Below are 19,273 nucleotides of genomic sequence, written 5' to 3' on the forward strand. Positions count from 1 at the left end.
CCGAGGCCAGCATGTCTTTTGATTTAAGCGCCCGTCTGGCTGCGCGTCGTGCCGACAATCTTTATCGTCAACGCCCGTTGCTTGAAAGCCCGCAAGGGCCGCTGGTGGTGGTTGATGGTCAGCCTTTATTAGCGTTCTGTAACAACGATTACCTGGGTTTGGCCAATCACCCCCAAGTGATAGAAGCCTGGCAGGCCGGTGCATCGCGCTGGGGCGTGGGCGGCGGTGCGTCGCATTTGGTCATCGGCCACAGCGGCCCGCACCACGCGCTGGAAGAAGCCTTGGCCGAGTTCACCGGACGCCCGCGCGCGCTGTTGTTCAGCAATGGCTACATGGCCAATCTGGGGGCTGTCACCGCGCTGGTCGGGCAGGGCGATACCGTGCTCGAAGACCGCCTCAACCACGCGTCATTGCTGGATGCCGGTTTGCTCAGCGGCGCGCGCTTCAATCGCTATCTGCACAACGACGCGGCGAGCCTGGCCAAGCGCCTGGAGAAAGCCTGCGGCAATACGCTGGTGGTCACCGATGGCGTGTTCAGCATGGACGGCGATGTGGCCGATTTGCCGTCTTTGGCCCGTGAAACCAAGGCCAAAGGCGCGTGGTTGATGGTCGATGATGCCCACGGCTTTGGCCCGTTGGGCGCCAATGGCGGCGGGATTGCCGAGCATTTTGGCTTGAGCGCGGACGATGTGCCGGTGCTGGTGGGCACCTTGGGCAAAGCCTTCGGCACCAGCGGCGCGTTTGTCGCGGGCAGCGAAGAATTGATCGAGAGCTTGATCCAGTTCGCCCGGCCTTATATCTACACCACCAGCCAGCCTCCCGCGTTGGCGTGTGCCACCTTGAAAAGCCTTGAGCTGTTGCGCAGCGAGCAGTGGCGCCGCGAGCACCTCAACACCTTGATTCGCCAGTTCCGCGAGGGCGCCGAGCAGATCGGCTTGCAGTTGATGGACAGCTTTACGCCTATTCAGCCGATCCTGATTGGCGATAGCGGCCGGGCGGTGCGCCTGTCTGCGATGTTGCGCGAGCGTGGCGTGTTGGTGACGGCGATTCGCCCGCCGACCGTGCCTGCCGGGAGTGCGCGTTTACGCGTGACCTTGTCGGCAGCCCACACAGAGGCACAGGTGCAGCTATTGTTAAACGCATTGTTTGACTGTTGGCGCGAGCTGGAGCCCGACCATGCGTGATCGTTTGATTTTGCTGCCCGGCTGGGGCTTGGGTGTTTCTGCGTTGGAACCCTTGGCCGCTGCGCTACGTGGATTGGACGAACATTTGCGGGTCGAAATAGAACCGCTGCCGGTGCTGGAGTCTGCCCGGCTGGAGGACTGGCTGGACGCGCTGGACGCAACCTTGCCGGACAACGTATGGCTGGGCGGCTGGTCACTCGGCGGCATGCTCGCCAGTGAGCTGGCAGCCCGGCGCGGCGAGCGTTGCTGCGGGCTGGTTACGCTGGCCAGCAACCCGAGTTTTGTCAGCCGTGACGATTGGCCAGCGGCCATGCCAAACGCGACCTTCGAGGCCTTTATCACCGGCTTCGCCGAAGCCCCGAACAGTACCCTCAAACGTTTTTGCCTGCTGTGCAGCCAAGGCGCGGGTGAACCCCGACCGATGGCGCAGTTGCTGTTGGGTGGGGCGCCGCGCGCGCAGCCGTCCACGTTGCTGGCGGGCCTTGAGCTGCTTGGACAACTGGACGTACGCCCCGCGCTGCAAGCGTTTAATGGGCCGCAATTGCACGTGTTTGCTGGCATGGATGGCTTGGTGCCAGCCGAAGCGGCCAATGCGTTGCTGGCACTGTTGCCCGATGTCGAAGTGGGTCTGATTGAACAGGCCTGTCATGCTTTTCTACTGGAAGCGCCCCACGAATTGGCGGCCGCGATTCAGGCTTTTTTACACGAGCTGGGCGATGACTGATTTAAGTGTGGCAACCCTGGCAGGCCAACTGCCAGACAAGCGTCAGGTAGCGGTTTCGTTTTCGCGGGCGGCGGCCAGTTACGACAGCGTGGCCGAGCTGCAACGTGCAGTGGGGCATGAGTTGATAGCCCGCTTGCCAACTGACAGGGCGCCGCAACAGTGGCTGGACCTGGGCAGCGGTACCGGGTATTTCAGCCGGGTGCTGGGCCACAAATTTGCCCACAGTGAAGGGCTGGCGCTGGACATCGCCCATGGCATGTTGGCGTTTGCCCGGCCCTTGGGCGGCGCGGCGCATTTTATTGCCGGTGATGCCGAAAGCCTGCCGTTGCAGTCCAACTGCTGTGATTTGATTTTTTCCAGCCTGGCGCTGCAATGGTGCGCCGATTTCGACCGTGTGCTCAGTGAAGCCCATCGCGTGCTTAAACCCGGCGGCGTACTGGCGTTTGCCAGCTTGTGCGTCGGCACCTTGAGCGAATTGCGCGACAGTTGGCGGGCGGTTGACGGGCAAGTCCACGTGAACCGTTTTCGTGAGTTCGAACGCTATCAGCAACTGTGCGCCGAGAGTAATTTGCGCGTGCTCGACTTGCAGAATCAGGCACATGTGCTGCACTACGCGCAGGTACGGCAACTGACCCATGAACTGAAAGCTTTGGGCGCGCACAATCTAAACCCTGGCCGCCCCGAAGGGTTGACTGGCCGGGCGCGGCTTCAAGGATTGGTCAGCGCCTACGAGCAATTTCGTCAGCCACTGGGCCTCCCGGCGACGTATCAGGTGGTCTACGGCATTTTGGAGAAAGCGCGATGAGCCCTGCGTACTTCATTACAGGAACCGACACCGATGTGGGCAAAACCACGATTGCAGCCGGTTTGTTATATGCCGCACGTGAAGCCGGATTAAGCACCGCAGCGGGCAAGCCCGTGGCGTCCGGCTGTGAAATAACGTCCAAAGGCCTGCGCAATGCCGACGCGCTGGCGCTGATGGCCGAGAGTTCTGTGGCGTTGACCTACGATGAGGTCAACCCGTTTGCCTTCGAGCCGCCCATCGCTCCGCACATTGCGGCGCGTGAAGCCGGTGTGGTGGTGAACGTGCAATCGTTATTGGCGCCGATGCAACACATCCTGGCCAAGAAGGCCGATTTCACCTTGATTGAAGGGGCTGGTGGCTGGCGCGTGCCACTGTCGGGTCAGGACAGCTTGTCGGACTTGGCACAGGCGCTGGACCTGCCGGTGATTCTGGTGGTCGGCGTGCGTTTGGGCTGCATCAGCCATGCCTTGCTGACGGCCGAGGCGATTGCCCGTGACGGCCTGCAATTGGCCGGTTGGGTGGCCAACATCATCGGGCCGAAAAACGTGCGCCTTGAAGAGAACCTCGCCACCCTGGCCGAGCGTCTCCCCGCACCTTGCCTGGGCCGTGTGCCCAAACTCAAATCGGCGTCGGCCCAAGCCGTGGCCGAGCATTTGCAACTGGACTTGCTGGACTGAGCCTTTATCTGTAGGAGCGAACTTGCCTCGCGATCTTTTAAAAGATCAAAAGATCGCGAGGCAAGCTCGCTCCTACAGGATGTCGACGACATATCCCTTCTCTGTGATCTGTTCGTACCTAGACGAACGGAGGCTTTGTGCTGCTTGACAACAAATGGGCGTAAACGTATGTTTCAAACAACTGTTTGACCGCCTATAACAAATCCATGCGGTTGTTCATCCCCCGGATTCATCAGCAGAGGTTTATCGCTATGCCTGACTACAAGGCCCCCTTGCGTGATATTCGCTTCGTTCGTGACGAACTGCTCGGTTACGAAGCGCACTATCAGAGCCTGCCGGCTTGCCAGGACGCTACTCCAGATATGGTTGACGCCATTCTCGAAGAAGGCGCCAAGTTTTGTGAGCAGGTGCTGGCACCGCTGAACCGTGTGGGTGATATCGAAGGCTGCACATGGAGCGAGACCGGGGTTAAAACCCCTACCGGTTTTAAAGAAGCCTACAAACAATTCGTTGAAGGCGGCTGGCCAAGCCTGGCCCACGACGTCGACCATGGTGGCCAAGGCCTGCCGGAGTCGCTGGGTCTGGCGGTGAGTGAAATGGTCGGCGCGGCCAACTGGTCGTGGGGCATGTACCCAGGCCTGTCGCACGGCGCGATGAACACCATCTCCGAGCACGGCACCCCAGAGCAGCAACACACCTATCTGACCAAGCTGGTGACTGGCGAATGGACGGGCACCATGTGCCTGACCGAATCGCACTGCGGTACTGACCTGGGCCTGCTGCGTACCAAGGCTGAACCTCAGGCTGATGGTTCGTACAAAATCTCTGGCACCAAGATCTTCATCTCGGCCGGTGAGCACGACATGGCCGACAACATCGTCCACATCGTTCTGGCCCGCCTGCCGGACGCACCGGCTGGCACCAAAGGCATTTCGCTGTTCATCGTGCCTAAGTTCAACGCGAACGCCGATGGCACCCTCGGTGAGCGCAACGCAGTGTCGTGCGGTTCCCTTGAGCACAAAATGGGCATCCATGGTAACGCCACCTGCGTGATGAACTTCGACGGCGCCACGGGTTACCTGATCGGCCCGCCGAACAAAGGCCTGAACTGCATGTTCACCTTTATGAACACCGCGCGTCTGGGCACAGCACTGCAAGGTCTGTCGCACGCTGAAATCGCCTTCCAGGGCGGCTTGAAATATGCCCGTGACCGTCTGCAAATGCGTTCGTTGACCGGCCCTAAAGCCCCTGAAAAGGCGGCTGATCCGATCATCGTTCACCCGGACGTACGGCGCATGCTGTTGACCACCAAGGCGTTCGCTGAAGGCAACCGCGCCATGGTTTACTTCACCGCCAAGCAAGTCGACATCGTGAAATACGGCGTTGACGAAGAAGAGAAAAAGAAAGCTGACGCACTGCTGGCGTTCATGACGCCGATTGCGAAAGCCTTCATGACCGAAGTCGGCTTTGAGTCTGCCAACCACGGCGTTCAAATCTACGGCGGCCACGGCTTTATCGCTGAGTGGGGCATGGAACAGAACGTTCGCGACAGCCGTATTTCGATGCTGTACGAAGGCACCACCGGCATTCAGGCCCTCGACCTGCTGGGCCGTAAAGTGTTGATGACCCAAGGCGAGGCCCTCAAAGGCTTCACCAAAATCGTCCACAAGTTCTGCCAGAACAACGAAGGCAACGAAGCGGTTAAAGAGTTCGTCGCGCCGTTGGCTGCACTGAACAAGGAATGGGGCGAGCTGACCATGAAGGTCGGTATGGCCGCCATGAAAGACCGTGAAGAAGTGGGTGCGGCCTCGGTCGACTACCTGATGTATTCCGGTTATGCGTGCCTGGCGTACTTCTGGGCTGACATGGCGCGTCTGGCGGCTGAAAAGCTGGCGCAAGGCACGTCCGAAGAAGCCTTCTACAACGCCAAGCTGCAAACAGCGCGGTTCTACTTCCAGCGCATCTTGCCGCGTACCCGCACACACGTTGCAACCATGCTGTCGGGCGCTGCTAACCTGATGGACATGAAAGAAGAAGACTTCGACCTGGGCTACTGAGTCTTGGCGAGTCACCTTTAAAAAGCCGCTTCTCCTTCGGGGGGAGCGGCTTTTTTGGTTTATGTGGCTCGATTCAATCGTGCAGGAGCGTGACCATATATTTCTTATTGGTCACGGCATGACCCTATGTATCACTATCGTCGTTAAGCTAGACTGCGTCCCACATTAATCGTCGTTTACAGAATACGAGGTTTGCCATGGCTGATTACAAAGCGCCCCTGCGTGATATGCGCTTCGTCCTCAATGAAGTGTTCGAGGTTGCTTCTCTTTGGGCGCAACTGCCTGCATTGGCAGAGTCCGTTGATGCTGAAACGGTTGAAGCCATTCTCGAAGAAGCAGGCAAAGTGACTGCCAAAAGCATCGCACCATTGAGCCGCAGCGCTGACGAAGAAGGCTGCCATTGGCATGACACCGTGGTCACGACGCCAGCCGGTTTTGTCGACGCCTACAGAACCTACGCCGAAGGCGGTTGGGTCGGCGTAGGCGGCAATCCTGAGTTCGGCGGCATGGGCATGCCTAAGTCGGTGTCGGCGCAAGTCGAAGAAATGATCAACTCCTCAAGCCTGGCATTCGGCCTGTACCCGATGCTGACCTCCGGCGCCTGCGTGTCGATCAATGCCCACGCCAGCGAGGAATTGAAAGCCACTTACCTGCCCAATATGTACTCGGGCGAGTGGGCCGGTTCCATGTGCTTGACCGAGCCACATGCCGGTACTGATCTGGGGATTATTCGCACCAAGGCTGAGCCGCAAGCAGACGGCTCTTATAAAGTCAGCGGGACCAAGATTTTTATCACCGGCGGCGAACACGACCTGACCGAAAACATCATCCACCTGGTGTTGGCCAAGCTGCCGGATGCCCCGGCCGGGCCCAAAGGTATTTCGCTGTTTCTGGTGCCCAAGTTCAGGGTTAATGCCGATGGCAGCTTGGGCGACCGCAACCCGGTGACCTGCGGCTCTATCGAACACAAAATGGGTATTCAGGCGTCGGCCACCTGCGTGATGAACTTCGACGAGGCCGTCGGTTATCTGGTGGGCGAACCTAACCGTGGCCTGGCGGCAATGTTCACCATGATGAATTACGAGCGTCTTGGGGTCGGTATTCAGGGCCTGGCGTCGGGCGAACGTTCGTATCAGAACGCAGTGGAATACGCCCGTGACCGTCTGCAAGGGCGTTCTGCAACGGGTGCACAGGCCAAAGACAAAATCGCTGACCCGATCATCGTGCACGCGGACGTGCGTCGCATGCTGCTCACCATGAAAGCTTCCAACGAAGGTGGTCGGGCTTTTTCGACTTACGTGGCCAATCAACTGGACATCGCCAAGTTCAGCGAAGACCCGACCGCACGTGCGCGGGCCGATGGCCTGGTGGCCTTGCTGACGCCGGTGGCCAAAGCCTTTTTGACCGACCTGGGGCTGGAAACCACCGTTCATGGCCAACAAGTGTTTGGCGGCCACGGCTACATTCGCGAGTGGGGCCAGGAGCAATTAGTGCGTGATGTGCGCATCACGCAGATCTACGAAGGCACCAACGGCATTCAGGCGCTGGACCTGATGGGGCGCAAAATCGTCGGCAACCGCGGGGCGGATTATCGGGTGTTCGCTGACGAAATTCGCCACTTCATCGCCTCTGCTTCTGGCGACCTGAGTGAGTTCACTCAGCCGCTGGCGGCGGCGCTGGACAACCTTGACCAGTTGACAGCTTGGGTCTTGGAGCGTTCGCAACAGAACCCCAACGAAATCGGCGCTGCGTCGGTCGAGTACCTGCAAGTTTTTGGTTACACGGCGTATGCCTACATGTGGGCACTGATGGCCCGCACGGCGTTGGGTAAAGTGGCTGATGATGCGTTCTATGTCAGCAAATTGGGCACTGCACGCTTCTACTTCGCGCGTTTACTGCCGCGCATCCATTCGTTGAGTGCGTCGGTGAAGGCCGGCAGTGAGTCGTTGTACTTGCTGGATGAAGCACACTTTTAAGGTGTTTAGTGCAATGTAAGCATTTGCTTACATTGCGTGCTGGCAATCGTCCATATCGTCAGATTGGATCCAGATGTAATCTACTTTCAATGGACGTTGAGCAGGAAGCTCAAAGCAACAACACGGACACGTAGGATTCTGCCAGGGTGGCGGAGTGAAAAGGATGTCAGGGAAACAGTCTGCAAAACCCCGCTTAGGCGGGGTTTTCTTTTTTCCGTGTCTGAATTTTCTCGTAGACGTTGATCCGTAGCAGCGCCAATCACGTAGCAGCTGCCGAGCCTGCGAGGCTGCGTCCGATTGCGAAGCGATCGTAAACGCTAAGAGCAAGATTGAACTGACACACCGCAGTGCCTGATTTTACGACGGCTGCGCCGCCGGACGTAGCCTCGCAGGCTCGTCAACTGCTACACAATTGGCTGCCTACAACGTCACTTCCTGATGATTCATCACCTCTTCCAGCAAGGTGCGCAATAGCCCCATTGTGGCTTGCTGGCGTTGCACGTCGCGGCACACCAACCCCACTTTCAGCGGCACCCGAGGCTCGGTCAGCGGTTTCCATAGCAAGGCCGGATGGTCATGTTCGTGACGTGAACGCCCCGGCAGCACAGTCGCCAGCCGGGTATGCAGCAGGCTGTCGAGTATGGCGGCCATGGTGTTCAACTCGGCCTGTACCTGTGGGCGGCGGCCTAAGCTGGCGAGTTGCGCTTGCCAGATCTGGCGTACCTGAAACTCTTCTCCCAGCAGCAACATCGGCAATTCGGCTGCTTGGGTCAGCGAGACTTTCTTGAATTCGCGCAAAGGATGATCCGCCGGGATCACCAGTTGCAGTTCATCTTCGTACAGCGGCGTGCCGTGAAGCCCCGGCTGACGCGGCGGCAGGTAGCTGATGCCGATGTCGAGCGATCCATTGAGCAAGCGCCGTTCGATCTCCAGCCCCGTCAGTTCGTAAATCTGTACCACGAGATGCGGTTGCGCCTGGCGCACGCGCTCAAGCATTTGCGGCACCAGGCTGGTGTGTACGGTTTGCAGCACGCCAATGGCAATGGTGCGCAGCGCGTGGCCCTGGAAGTTTCGCAATGCCTCTTTGGCGCGCTGCAACCCGTCGAGCAGCGGCAATGCATGGTTGTACAACGTGTGGGCGGCCAGCGTCGGCAGCAAACGTTTGCTGCTGCGTTCAAACAGGGTCACATCAAGGTTGTGTTCGAGCTGGCGGACCTGTTGTGACAACGCGGGTTGCGAGATCGACAGACGCTCGGCGGCACGGCCGACATGGCCTTCTTCGTACACCGCGACGAAATAACGCAGTTGTTTGAAATCCATAAGTATTACTTATCGAAAATGCTTAAAAAACGAAATGGCTCAACGGGCCGAGGGCGCCTAGTCTACGCCCGTTCCACTGGGCTCATCGAGTGATAGCGCGAGCTAAAGCGCCCGAGTGGGGCATTAATTTGCATAGGCAAGGCTGAAAACCCGACAGAGGTTTTAGCGCCCCGGCCACAGCGGGGTGGTTGCAAATCGAATCTGCTTATGATCACAAGGTCTGCGTGCATGAACCTGTTTAACCTGCGTCGCTCACACTCAAGTCTTGATCAACTGACGGCTGAGTCTGTGCCGTCGCACACCAGCAACCCCTCGGCTCGCCATTGCCTGATGCCCAGCGTTGAACGCCCGGCGCAGGAGTTTGTGCGTGGCCAGGGTTCGTGGATGTGGGACAGCGACAGCCGCGCTTACCTCGATTTCACCCAAGGTGGTGCCGTAAACAGCCTGGGCCATAGCCCGGCGGTGCTGGTCAAGGCGATGGCCGATCAGGCCCAGTCGTTGATGAACCCCGGCGCAGGTTTCTTCAATCGGCCCATGCTCAACTTGGCCGAGCGCCTGTGCCACAGCACCGGCAGCGATCAGGTGCATTTTTTAAACACCGGGGCCGAGGCCAACGAAGGCGCGATCAAGCTGGCGCGCAAATGGGGGCAACTGCACCGTGGCGGCGCTCATCGCATCATTACGGCGAGCCGCAGCTGTCACGGCCGCAGCTTTGGTGCGATGTCAGCCTCAGGCAGCGCCACCTTTGATAATCGCTTCGAGCCGCAACTGCCGGGCTTCATCAATGTGCCGTTCAACGACCTGCCTGCGTTGCACGCAGCAGTGGATGCGCAGACCGTGGCCATCATGCTGGAGCCGGTGCAAAGCGATGCCGGGGTGATTCCTGCCACCGAGCATTACCTCAAGGGCGTCGAGCGTCTGTGCCGTGAGCTGGGAATTTTGCTGATCCTGGATGAAGTGCAGACCGGCATGGGCCGTTGCGGGACCTTGCTCGCGGAACAGCATTACGGCGTTCGTGCCGACATCATCACCTTGGGCAAAGGCCTGGGCGGCGGCGTGCCCTTGGCGGCGCTGCTGGCGCGGGGCAAGGCGTGCTGCCTGGCGCCGGGTGAGTTGGGCGGCACCCATCACGGCAATGCGCTGATGACCGCGGCCGGTGTTGCAGTGCTCGACACGCTGCTGGAAAAAGATTTTCTGCCGCACGTGCGCGACGCGGGTCACTACCTGCGCGAAGGCTTGGGGCGGCTGGCCAATAGTTATGCACAGGGTGAATTGCGCGGCCAAGGCTTGTTTTGGGGCCTGACGTTGTCGGATGACTCGGCCGCTGAGGTGGTTAAAGCGGCGTTGTACGAAGGGTTGCTGATCAGCGCCCCGCAACCCGATTGCCTGCGGTTTACCCCGGCGTTGTGCGTGAGCAAAGGCAACATCGATGAGATGTTGCTGCGTCTGGCCCGGGCTTTCGCCCGCGTTCGAACAGCACAACTGCACTGTCGTCGCGGGGTGGCCGTCTAAAACGCCACGCCGTCTTTAAAGAACCGTCTCGCGGTATAACGCATCGCCCTGTGCCTTTTAGTTCGGCACGGGGCGTTTTTTTTTGTCTGTGGATAAGTGTGATGTGAACCTTTGGCCGGCGCTCGGAGTCGATTGACTGTGGGGCTCGTTTGAGCCCGTTATCAATTGGGAGCTGAGCCTGTGGAACTTATCAAAATCATCTTTGCCATCCTGCTTCCTCCACTGGGCGTGTTTATGCAAGTGGGTTTAGGCGGTGCGTTCTGGCTGAATATTCTGCTGACCCTGTGCGGCTACATCCCGGGGATTGTGCACGCGGTGTACATCATTGCCAAGCGTTCGAATTAACCCGCCATCTGTAGGAGCGAGCTTGTCTCGCGAGCTTTTAAAGACCAAAAGATCGCGAGGCGAGCTCGCTCCTACAGGGGTTCAGTGGTTTAGCAAGTCGCTGTAGAACAACCATTCCTGCTCCAGTGCATGGGCCTGGTTGCTGGCTTTACGAAAGCCGTGGCGTTCTTCGGGGTAGTAATAGGCCTTGGCCGGGATGCCGTTGTCTTCAAGGGCCTTGAGCATGTCGCGGGTTTGCTGGGGCACCACGACCGCATCCAGTTCACCTTGAAAGAAGATCACCGGCACGCGGATCTGGTTCGCGTGCAGCAACGGCGTGCGCGCGGCGTAACGTTCGGCATCGCGCACGGGGTCACCGATCAGCCAGTCGAGGTAGTCGCCTTCAAACTTGTGGGTCGTGCGCGTCAGGGCAATCGGGTCGCTCACGCCATACAAGCTGGCGCCTGCGCGGAATACGTCTTTGAACGCCAGCGCACACAGGGTGGTGTAGCCGCCCGCGCTGCCGCCGCGAATAAAGGCGTTGTCGCCATCAATCAGCCCTTGCTCGGCCAGGTAGCTGACGACTGAGCAGGCGTCTTCGACATCGACTTTGCCCCAGTTCAGGTGCAAGGCCTGACGGTATTCGCGGCCATAGCCGGTGCTGCCCCGGTAGTTGAGGTCGGCCACGGCAAAGCCGCGCTGCGTCCAGTACTGGATGCGCGGATCGAGCATCGGGTAGCAGGCTGACGTCGGGCCGCCGTGGACGAAGACCACCAGCGGCGGTGTGCTTTCGCCGTGCATGGCGGGGTAGAAAAAGCCATGCGCTTCGCCGTTGCCTGATGGGTAGCGCAAGGTTTGCGGGCGGCTGATGTGCTCGGGCGGCAACGGCGCAACACCACCGGCCAGCACGCTGACCTGCTTGTCGCTGCGACGGATGCTGATAATCGCCGACGGACTGACTGGCGACGCAGCGATGCAATAGATAAACCCATCATCCAGCGCCAGGCACCGAAACCGGCTGTAGTCGCCAGTGAATTCTTCGACGCTGCCGTCAGCCGCGTGAATACCCAAGCGGCCGAACCCGGCTTCGGTCCATGTCGCCAAATAGTGCTGTTCGCCCAGCGGCAGCCAGGTCCGGCCGCCGAGTTGCCAAGGCGCCGGGGCGTGATCGGCAGCGGCGCTTTGCGCTGGCACCAGCCCTTCGCCCGACTCGGCCCATGGCTGCCAGAAGCCTGCGCGGTCGGTGAGGCAGTACAGGCGATTGTGCTCGTTAAAGCGCGGCTGTTGCAGCGACTCTTCACTGCGCTCTCCAGCCATACAGTGCGCGGCGTTCCAGTGACCATCGATCTGGCCTTCGGCAAGCATCAGCCGGGTTGAAGTCCAGGGTTGATGCGGCTTGCTCCACTCGATCCAGGCCAGACGCTGGCCATTTGGGCTGAGGGTCGGGGCGGCATAGAAGTCGGCGCCTTCGGCCACGACCTGGCGCTGTTGCGTGGCCAGGTCAATGCTGATCAGACGATGTAGATCGGCTTCTTGTTCGACGGCCAGTATCAGACCCTTCGCACACTGCACATCGCCATAACGGCAGGTGCCTTGGGTCAGCGCTTGCGGGGCACTGCCGTCCAGGGCGTGTCGATACAGCTGTTGATCTTTTTCGTTGACGAACACCACGCCGTCATCGCTCAGGCAGAACGAGCCGCCGCCATATTCGTACACCCGACTGCTCACGCTGAAGTCGGCGGGGGTCAGGCAATGTGGTTGGCCATCCCGCCAGTGCCAAATGCGGCTGGCCCCGTCTTGCGGGCGGTATTCGTTCCAGAACAAGCCCTGTGGGCCGACTCGCAGCTCTGCGAAATCGATACCGGCGGCGACGGCGAGGGCGGCGCTGAAAGGTTCAGCCTTTGGCGATGAGGCGTGAGTTTCGTTCATTTCGGAAGGCCAATTGTTCGATGGTCTGGGTGGCGTGCTCGGCTTCTTCGCGCGCCTTGAGAATCAGGTCGTGTTGCGGCGATTTGCTGCACACCGGGTCCGCATTGCTGGCGTCTCCGGTGAGCATAAAGGCCTGGCATCGACAGCCGCCGAAGTCCTTTTCTTTCTCGTCGCACGAGCGGCAAGGCTCGGGCATCCAGTCATAGCCTCGAAATCGATTGAAGCCGAACGAGTCGTACCAGATGTGCTGCATGCTGTGGTCGCGTACGTTAGGGAACTCGACCGGCATTTGTCTAGCTCCATGGCACGGCAAGGCCGTGCCGTCCGGGGTCACGGTCAGGAAAATGCTGCCCCAGCCGTTCATGCAGGCTTTTGGCCGTTCTTCGTAGTAGTCCGGGGTCACGAAAATCAGCTTGCAGGGGTGACCTTCGGCTTCCAGTTTGGCTCGGTATTCGTTGGTGATGCGTTCGGCGCGCACCAACTGCTCTTTGGTCGGCAGCAGGCCCACTCGGTTGAGCTGCGCCCAGCCATAAAACTGGCAGGTGGCAAGTTCGACGAAGTCGGCTTCAAGGGCGATGCACAGCTCGATGATGCGGTCGATCTTGTCGATGTTGTGCCGATGGGTGACGAAGTTCAGCACCATCGGATAGCCGTGGGCTTTGACGGCGCGGGCCATTTCGAGCTTTTGCGCGAAGGCTTTTTTCGAACCCGCGAGCAGGTTGTTCACTTGCTCGTCGCTGGCCTGGAAGCTGATCTGGATATGGTCCAGCCCGGCCTTTTTGAAGTCGCTGATTTTTTGCTCGGTGAGGCCGATACCCGAGGTAATCAGGTTGGTGTAGAAACCCAGCTTGCGCGCCTCGCCAATCAGTTCGGCCAAGTCTTGGCGCACCAGCGGCTCACCGCCTGAAAAGCCCAGTTGCGCCGCACCCATTTCCCGCGCTTCGCGAAACACCTTGATCCACTGCTCGGTGCTCAGCTCTTTACCTTGCTGGGCGAAGTCCAGCGGGTTGGAGCAATACGGGCATTGCAGCGGGCAGCGATAGGTCAGCTCGGCCAGCAGCCACAGCGGCAGGCCGATTTCGGGTTTGGGCGGCAGCGCCATCGGGCTATCAGGCAAGTTCGATCCAGTGCTCTGCACGAGCGACCTCCATAAATTGCTCGATGTCTGCGCCGAGCTCGGGTACGCCGGGGAACTGTTTGTCCAGTTCGCCAATGATGGCCGTAACGTCGCGCTGGCCGTCGATCAGACCGCCGATCAAGGCCGCGCTGTCGTTGAGTTTGATCATGCCTTCGGGGTACAGCAGCACGTGGCCTTTTTGCGCGGGCTCGTACTGGAAACGGTAGCCGGGGCGCCAGGTCGGGATTTTGCTGCGATCGAAGCTCATAAGGTGATTCCTTTGTGCCAGACACGTTGGTCGGTCACGCTGTGATAAGGCGGGCGGTCCAGTTCGTAAGCCATGGTCATGGCATCGAGCATGCTCCACAGAATATCCAGTTTGAACTGGAGAATTTCGAGCATGCGCTGCTGGCCTTCGTAGGTGGTGTAGTGCTGCAAGGTGATCGCCAGCCCGTGCTCCACATCGCGGCGGGCCTGGCCCAGACGGGTGCGGAAGTATTCATACCCGGCCGGGTCGATCCAGGGGTAATGCTGCGGCCAGCTGTCGAGGCGCGACTGGTGGATTTGCGGCGCGAACATCTCGGTCAATGAGCTGCTGGCGGCTTCTTCCCAACTGGCGCGACGGGCGAAGTTGACGTAGGCGTCGACCGCAAAGCGTACGCCGGGCAGGACCAGTTCCTGGGAGCGCAGTTGGTCCGGGTCCAGACCGACTGCCTGGCCCAGACGCAGCCAGGCTTCAATACCGCCGTCTTCACCGGGGGCGCCGTCGTGGTCGAGCAAGCGCTGGATCCACTCGCGTCGCACTTCGCGGTCCGGGCAATTGGCCAGAATGGCGGCGTCTTTGAGCGGGATGTTCACCTGGTAATAGAAGCGGTTGGCGACCCAGCCCTGAATCTGCTCGCGGGTCGCGCGGCCTTCATACATCGCCACCTGATACGGGTGATAGATGTGGTAATACGCGCCTTTGGCCCGCAGCGCGGCTTCGAACTCGGCGGTGGAGAGAGGGGCTTGGGTCATGGTGCCTCCAGAAAGTGAATCTCTGTAGGAGCGAGCTGCCTCGCGATCTTTTGATCGTTTAAAAGCTCGCGAGGCAAGCTCGCTCCTACAGGTTTTGGGTGGGTTACAGCTCGATGCTCATGCCATCAAAGGCCACTTCAACGCCCCGACGGGCCAGTTCGGCGCGTTCGGCGGAGTCTTCGTCGAGGATCGGGTTGGTGTTGTTAATGTGGATCAGCACTTTGCGCTGCTCGGGCAATTGCTCCAGCACTTCGAGCATGCCACCGGGGCCGTTTTGCGCCAGATGGCCCATTTCACGTCCGGTGCGGGTGCCAACGCCACGGCGCTGCATTTCGTCGTCGTCCCACATCGTGCCATCCACCAGCAGGCAATCGCTGCCCGCCATGATCTCCAGCAACGGCGCGTCGACCTTGCCCAGGCCTGGGGCGTAGAACAGTTTGCCGCCGGTGCGCAGGTCTTCGACGATCAGGCCGATGTTGTCGCCCGGGTGCGGGTCGAAGCGATGCGGTGAGTAGGGCGGGGCCGCGCTGCGCAAGGGCAGCGGGCTGAAACGCAGGCTCGGGCAGGCCGCGATGGTGAACGAGCCTTCAAGCTCGATGCGATGCCAGTTCAGGCCGCCGTTCCAGTGCTTGAGCATGGTGAACAGCGGGAAGCCGGTGCTCAGGTCTTCGTGGACCATGTCGGTGCACCACACATCGTGCGGGCAGCCTTCGCGCAGGCTCAGCAGGCCGGTGGTGTGGTCGATCTGGCTGTCCATCAAGATGATGGCGCTGATCCCGGTGTCACGCAGGGCGCGGCCTGGCTGCATCGGGGCAAAGCTTTGGAGCTGCGCACGAATGTCGGGCGAGGTGTTGCACAGTACCCAGTTCACGCCATCGTCAGAGATCGCAATCGAGGATTGGGTCCGTGCCTTGGCGTTCAGGCTGCCATCACGAAAACCCGCGCAGTTGACGCAGTTACAGTTCCACTGTGGGAAACCACCGCCAGCGGCGGAACCTAAAATCTGGACAAACATGGCGTGTTCTCTTGTCGATCTTCAAATAAAAACGCCCCGGCGAGCCGAGGCGTTGGGTTGCGCTGCTCAACTCTTGTTTACCAAGAGCCGGGGCAGATCAACGGCTTGCGAAGTACATGGTCACTTCAAAGCCAATACGCAGGTCGGTGTAAGCAGGTTTAGTCCACGACATAGGGTGTCTCCTTCAGCGGGTGGGTGGGGTGTCTCTTGGTTAGTCCAGCTCCCGAAGGAGTTGTTCCGATGCTTAGGCGGCTATGTTACTAAAATTGTCCGCTGTTGAACGCTCAATGTCGGAGAAAGCTCTTTACGGGGTTGGTAAAAATCAGCTTTTCCCGAGAAAAAACGTTTCAGTTGCTGACTGGGTGGCGACACACAGCCAAGCGCAGTCAGGCTGAACAATGTGCTGAGCAGCTTTCAGTGTAGTCCGTTGATCCAGGCTTATAAGCGCGGCGTAGAGGGCTTTCAAGTAGTCCGACGGGTGGCCCCCCAATTTGGCTTGCCACAACAGTTCGCTGGCTTGAGACGCGCTCAGGGACTCGGGTGAGAATTGTTGTGCCAAGGCGGCACGCGCCTGAATGAAGGATGTTTCATCCAGCGCAGTAATTCGCGCAGGCAAATCGGCAAGGAAGGTTCGGATGTGCTCGAAGATTTCGGCGCATGAGGCGTGAGGCGACTGCACGCCGAACAGCAGGCCGATTTGCCCGTTGAGTGGACGCAGGCCACTGAACACCGCGTAACCCAGTTGCTGCTCAACGCGTAGCTGCTGGTAGAAGGGGGTCTGCGCGAGGTGGGCGAGCAGGCGCCAGGCGGCTTCGGTTTCCAGATCACCTGTTGGGGCCGGGCAAAACACCAGCAAGGCGTGTTCACTGGAGTCGCATGCTTCGGTGATCCAGCGGCGTTGGGCTGGATGTTCGAGCGTCGGCAAGCTCGCATCCGGGGTGCCGGGAGCTTTGCTCAATACAGCGCTGATCAAAGGCTGTGTTGCAGCGGGCAGACCGACGGCCAGGCCGTCCCAGCGTGCCGAGGCCCAGCATTGCGCCACGTCGCTGATGATCGATTGGCTGGTCTGCTGGCTGGCATCGGGCAGCCGTTTAAGCAATTGGCGGATGGGCATTAACGGCGCGGCAGGCGGCGGGCTGAACGTGTCAGCCGCGGGCGCACTGAGCGCTCGCAGCGCGTGTTCCAGGAGCGCGGGCAGCGGCGTATGAACGCCGTGGACTTTCAGCAGCCAGTCATTGCCAGCAGCGCTGAACGACAGCTCAACCCCGGCTTGCCGGGCATCGTGTTGCAGGGGGCGCAAACGCTCTTCCAGCACTGGTAGCAGGCTGCTCGCCGGGGTGGCCGCTAAACGCCAACGCAGGTAAACCGTCGCCTCGCCGTCGAGCGCGGGCAGTTCTGCGCTAAAGCTCATGGCCGACGATCCGTCGCGACGGCTACGCAGGCGATCTTGAGCAAAGGTTCGCAGGCCTCGGTGAGCGCTGGTCTGGCCGCGAATCAGACCCGCATTGGCCGGCTCTGTTGGCGCAGCCAGAAACGGGTTCGGCGCAGGCAGCTGCCACGCGTGACGGGCGGAAGGCTGCGTGGCGGGCAGCATGTGTTGCAAGAGGGCCTTGAGCGCGTCTACGGCTTGATCTGACAGGCCAGGTTCACGTTGCTCAGTGTCACGGCGGGCCAGTTGCAGTGCGTCGCTGACGTCTTGCTGACGCTGTTGCAGTCGCCGAAATTCACTGCGCAGGGAAGACCAGTCTTGTTGCGCGTTGAAGAACGCCAGCCAGTCGTAAAACGTCTCGCAGAGTTGTGCAGCGTTGTGGGCGATGTCATTCGGTGCGCTGAATTCAAGATGCAGCAGGGCCTGGCCGTTGAACTGATACAGCACGTCAGCGTTAAGGCTGTTGCACAGGTGCTGATCGCGCAGGTGTGCGATGAGTCCGCCGGGCTTGTCGGCATTGATCCAATGACACAGAAACTCCAGGGCCGCGTCTGACGCCTCTGGTAATTGTTCGAAGGGGAACATCAGGTTCAGGCACTGCCCGGTGAGCTGCTGGTACGCCGTTTCATGGCGTGGCATCAGCGCGGGTGGGCGGGCTTGGGCGCACGTCGGGCCTGTGGCCCATTGATCGGTGTACCGCTCGGCGAGTGCGCGAAGCGTGTCTTGCGGCACGGGGCCAACGAGGCTAAGGCTGATGTTCGACGCTTGATAGAACTGCTGGTAGAAGTCCCGCAGCGCCTGCTGAAAGGCGGGGCGCGGGATCGGCAGGCTGTAGCGATTGCCCGCATGGAAAGCCCTGAGCGGGTGCGCCGGGTTCAACGGCTGAAGCAGATTCAGTTGGCGCTGTGCCGAAGGCTCACGGGCCCAGGCAATAAATTCGGCGTGCAGCACCTCGCGTTCGCGCAGTTGGTCGTCCAGATTCATGCGCGGGTGGGCGAGCATGTCGCACAGCCGCTCCAGACCACCTTCAAAGGCGGCGGGCGGCAGTTCAAAAAAGAAGTCGGTGTGGCGCTCGCTGGTGCGGGCGTTTATCTGCCCGCCGTAACGTTGCACGTAGGCCATCAGGTTGTCGTCAGCCGCAAAGCGTTCAGTGCCGAGAAACAGCAGGTGTTCCAGAAAATGTGCCAGGCCGGGCCAGGCAGCCGGTACATCGTGGCTGCCCGCGTGCACCCGTAAAAAAGCCGCGCAGCGCTTGAGGCGCGGCTCATGGCGCAGTGAAAGGGTAAGACCGCTAGCGAGGGTCAAACGTTGGGCGTGAGTGTGGTTCAGCGCAGGCATGGGCATTTCCGGAACAGAGATGCCCACATGCTAGCGGATTACGGGCAATCAGCGCTTGCTCAGTGCGTTGTAAAGCTCCGGACGGCGGTCCGCGAGGTAGACGTTTGCGGTCTTGGCATCCAGCAACTGTTGGCGTTCGAGGGTGGCGGTGATCAGGGTTTCTGTCTGTTTGGCCAATGCGACTTGCAGGCCGTTGGGCGCGGCGATGCTGCTTTGGCCACAGTACTGGATACTGCCTTCATGCCCGCAATAGTTGGCGTAGGCCACATAGCACTGGTTTTCGAACGCCCGGCAACGCACGGTGACATCGGCGATAAAGTCGTAGGGCGCCATATTGGCGGTGGGTACGACGATCAGCTCAGCCCCGGCCAAGGCCAGGCGGCGGGTGTTTTCCGGGAACTCAAGGTCGTAGCAAATCAGTACCCCAAGTTTCCAGCCATTGAGTTCGAACACCGGGAACGCGTCAGGCCCGGCACTGAACATGCCGCGATCCAGCTCGCCAAACAGATGGGTTTTGCGGTAGTTGCACAGGCTTTTGCCGTGGCTGTCGATGATCTGCACGCTGTTGTAAATGTGCCCGTTCGCATCGCGTTCGGGGTAGCCGTAGGCAATCGCCATGCTGGTGGTTTTCGCCAGCTCGGCGATCTGTTGAGCAGCCTCGCCATCGTGGGCCTGGGCCAGTTCGGCCACGGCCTGTGCACCAATGTTGTAGCCGCTGAGAAACATCTCGGGCAGCACCAGTAAATCAACGTCTTTGGTCTGCGAGGCGATGGTTTTCAAGCGTTGCAGATTGCCTGCTACGTCCAGCGGCAAAGGGTGACATTGGTAAAGGGCGACGCGCATGGGGGC

General features: G+C 60.1%; 17 protein-coding genes. 8 read left to right on the forward strand and 9 right to left on the reverse strand.

The features are described from left to right. The first annotated feature begins 11 nt into the window (after positions 1-11). The 6 genes from bioF (at position 12) to RHM56_RS25565 (ending at position 7,423) form a co-directional block, all read left to right on the forward strand. The gene (gene bioF, locus RHM56_RS25540) at positions 12-1,184 is read left to right on the forward strand and encodes an 8-amino-7-oxononanoate synthase (RefSeq protein WP_322237180.1); all 1,173 of its coding nucleotides are present in this window, start codon (positions 12-14) and stop codon (positions 1,182-1,184) included. Next, positions 1,177-1,908 (forward strand): alpha/beta fold hydrolase, encoded by a 732-nt coding sequence (locus tag RHM56_RS25545; protein ID WP_322237181.1) that lies wholly within the window; start codon positions 1,177-1,179, stop codon positions 1,906-1,908. Before bioF ends, RHM56_RS25545 begins: the two co-directional genes overlap by 8 nt. Further along, a complete protein-coding gene (gene bioC, locus RHM56_RS25550) occupies positions 1,901-2,713 on the forward strand; it encodes a malonyl-ACP O-methyltransferase BioC (RefSeq protein WP_322237183.1) in 813 nt (270 codons plus the stop codon). The genes RHM56_RS25545 and bioC overlap by 8 nt, the downstream gene beginning before the upstream one ends. Next, positions 2,710-3,390, forward strand: a complete 681-nt coding sequence (gene bioD, locus RHM56_RS25555) for a dethiobiotin synthase (RefSeq protein WP_322237186.1) — start codon at positions 2,710-2,712, stop codon at positions 3,388-3,390. The genes bioC and bioD overlap by 4 nt, the downstream gene beginning before the upstream one ends. Positions 3,391-3,641: 251 nt before the next feature. Further along, complete coding sequence (locus tag RHM56_RS25560) at positions 3,642-5,447, forward strand: phenylacyl-CoA dehydrogenase (protein ID WP_322237189.1); 1,806 nt, start codon at positions 3,642-3,644, stop codon at positions 5,445-5,447. 197 nt (positions 5,448-5,644) lie between these two features. Beyond that, entirely contained in the window at positions 5,645-7,423 is a 1,779-nt protein-coding gene (locus RHM56_RS25565) for an acyl-CoA dehydrogenase C-terminal domain-containing protein (protein ID WP_322237191.1), read from the forward strand. A gap of 420 nt (positions 7,424-7,843) precedes the next feature. Here RHM56_RS25565 and RHM56_RS25570 read toward each other — a convergent pair whose 3' ends face one another. Beyond that, on the reverse strand, positions 7,844-8,743 hold the full coding sequence (locus RHM56_RS25570) for a LysR family transcriptional regulator (protein WP_322237193.1): 900 nt from the start codon (positions 8,741-8,743) through the stop codon (positions 7,844-7,846). Between the two features lie 228 nt (positions 8,744-8,971). Between RHM56_RS25570 and RHM56_RS25575 the strand changes: the two genes are divergently transcribed. Beyond that, positions 8,972-10,255, forward strand: a complete 1,284-nt coding sequence (locus tag RHM56_RS25575; protein WP_322237195.1) for an aspartate aminotransferase family protein — start codon at positions 8,972-8,974, stop codon at positions 10,253-10,255. Between the two features lie 180 nt (positions 10,256-10,435). Continuing rightward, the gene (locus RHM56_RS25580) at positions 10,436-10,600 is read left to right on the forward strand and encodes a YqaE/Pmp3 family membrane protein (protein ID WP_019409826.1); all 165 of its coding nucleotides are present in this window, start codon (positions 10,436-10,438) and stop codon (positions 10,598-10,600) included. Positions 10,601-10,681: 81 nt separating this feature from the next. On the opposite strand, the gene RHM56_RS25585 is transcribed toward RHM56_RS25580, so the two are convergent. The 8 genes from RHM56_RS25585 to RHM56_RS25620 all read right to left on the reverse strand — a co-directional run bounded on the left by RHM56_RS25585 (position 10,682) and on the right by RHM56_RS25620 (position 19,267). Continuing rightward, entirely contained in the window at positions 10,682-12,508 is a 1,827-nt protein-coding gene (locus RHM56_RS25585; RefSeq protein ID WP_322237198.1) for a S9 family peptidase, read from the reverse strand. Further along, positions 12,474-13,610, reverse strand: a complete 1,137-nt coding sequence (gene pqqE, locus RHM56_RS25590) for a pyrroloquinoline quinone biosynthesis protein PqqE (protein ID WP_322241868.1) — start codon at positions 13,608-13,610, stop codon at positions 12,474-12,476. The genes RHM56_RS25585 and pqqE overlap by 35 nt, the downstream gene beginning before the upstream one ends. 7 nt (positions 13,611-13,617) lie before the next feature. Continuing rightward, positions 13,618-13,893 (reverse strand): pyrroloquinoline quinone biosynthesis peptide chaperone PqqD, encoded by a 276-nt coding sequence (pqqD, locus tag RHM56_RS25595; RefSeq protein ID WP_322237200.1) that lies wholly within the window; start codon positions 13,891-13,893, stop codon positions 13,618-13,620. Beyond that, positions 13,890-14,642, reverse strand: coding sequence for a pyrroloquinoline-quinone synthase PqqC (pqqC, locus tag RHM56_RS25600; protein WP_131653336.1), 753 nt, complete (start codon positions 14,640-14,642; stop codon positions 13,890-13,892). The genes pqqD and pqqC overlap by 4 nt, the downstream gene beginning before the upstream one ends. Before the next feature lie 103 nt (positions 14,643-14,745). Then, the gene (gene pqqB / locus RHM56_RS25605; RefSeq protein WP_322237204.1) at positions 14,746-15,657 is read right to left on the reverse strand and encodes a pyrroloquinoline quinone biosynthesis protein PqqB; all 912 of its coding nucleotides are present in this window, start codon (positions 15,655-15,657) and stop codon (positions 14,746-14,748) included. 97 nt (positions 15,658-15,754) lie between these two features. Then, positions 15,755-15,829, reverse strand: a complete 75-nt coding sequence (gene pqqA, locus RHM56_RS25610; RefSeq protein ID WP_003422658.1) for a pyrroloquinoline quinone precursor peptide PqqA — start codon at positions 15,827-15,829, stop codon at positions 15,755-15,757. Positions 15,830-15,979: 150 nt separating this feature from the next. After that, positions 15,980-18,424: a pyrroloquinoline quinone biosynthesis protein PqqF gene (gene pqqF, locus RHM56_RS25615; RefSeq protein ID WP_322237206.1), complete on the reverse strand. Its 2,445-nt coding sequence runs from the start codon at positions 18,422-18,424 to the stop codon at positions 15,980-15,982. Positions 18,425-18,472: 48 nt separating this feature from the next. Then, complete coding sequence (locus tag RHM56_RS25620; protein WP_322237208.1) at positions 18,473-19,267, reverse strand: carbon-nitrogen hydrolase family protein; 795 nt, start codon at positions 19,265-19,267, stop codon at positions 18,473-18,475. Positions 19,268-19,273: the final 6 nt, after the last annotated feature.

The sequence above is a fragment of the Pseudomonas sp. CCC3.1 genome, assembly GCF_034347405.1.
GTDB lineage: Bacteria > Pseudomonadota > Gammaproteobacteria > Pseudomonadales > Pseudomonadaceae > Aquipseudomonas.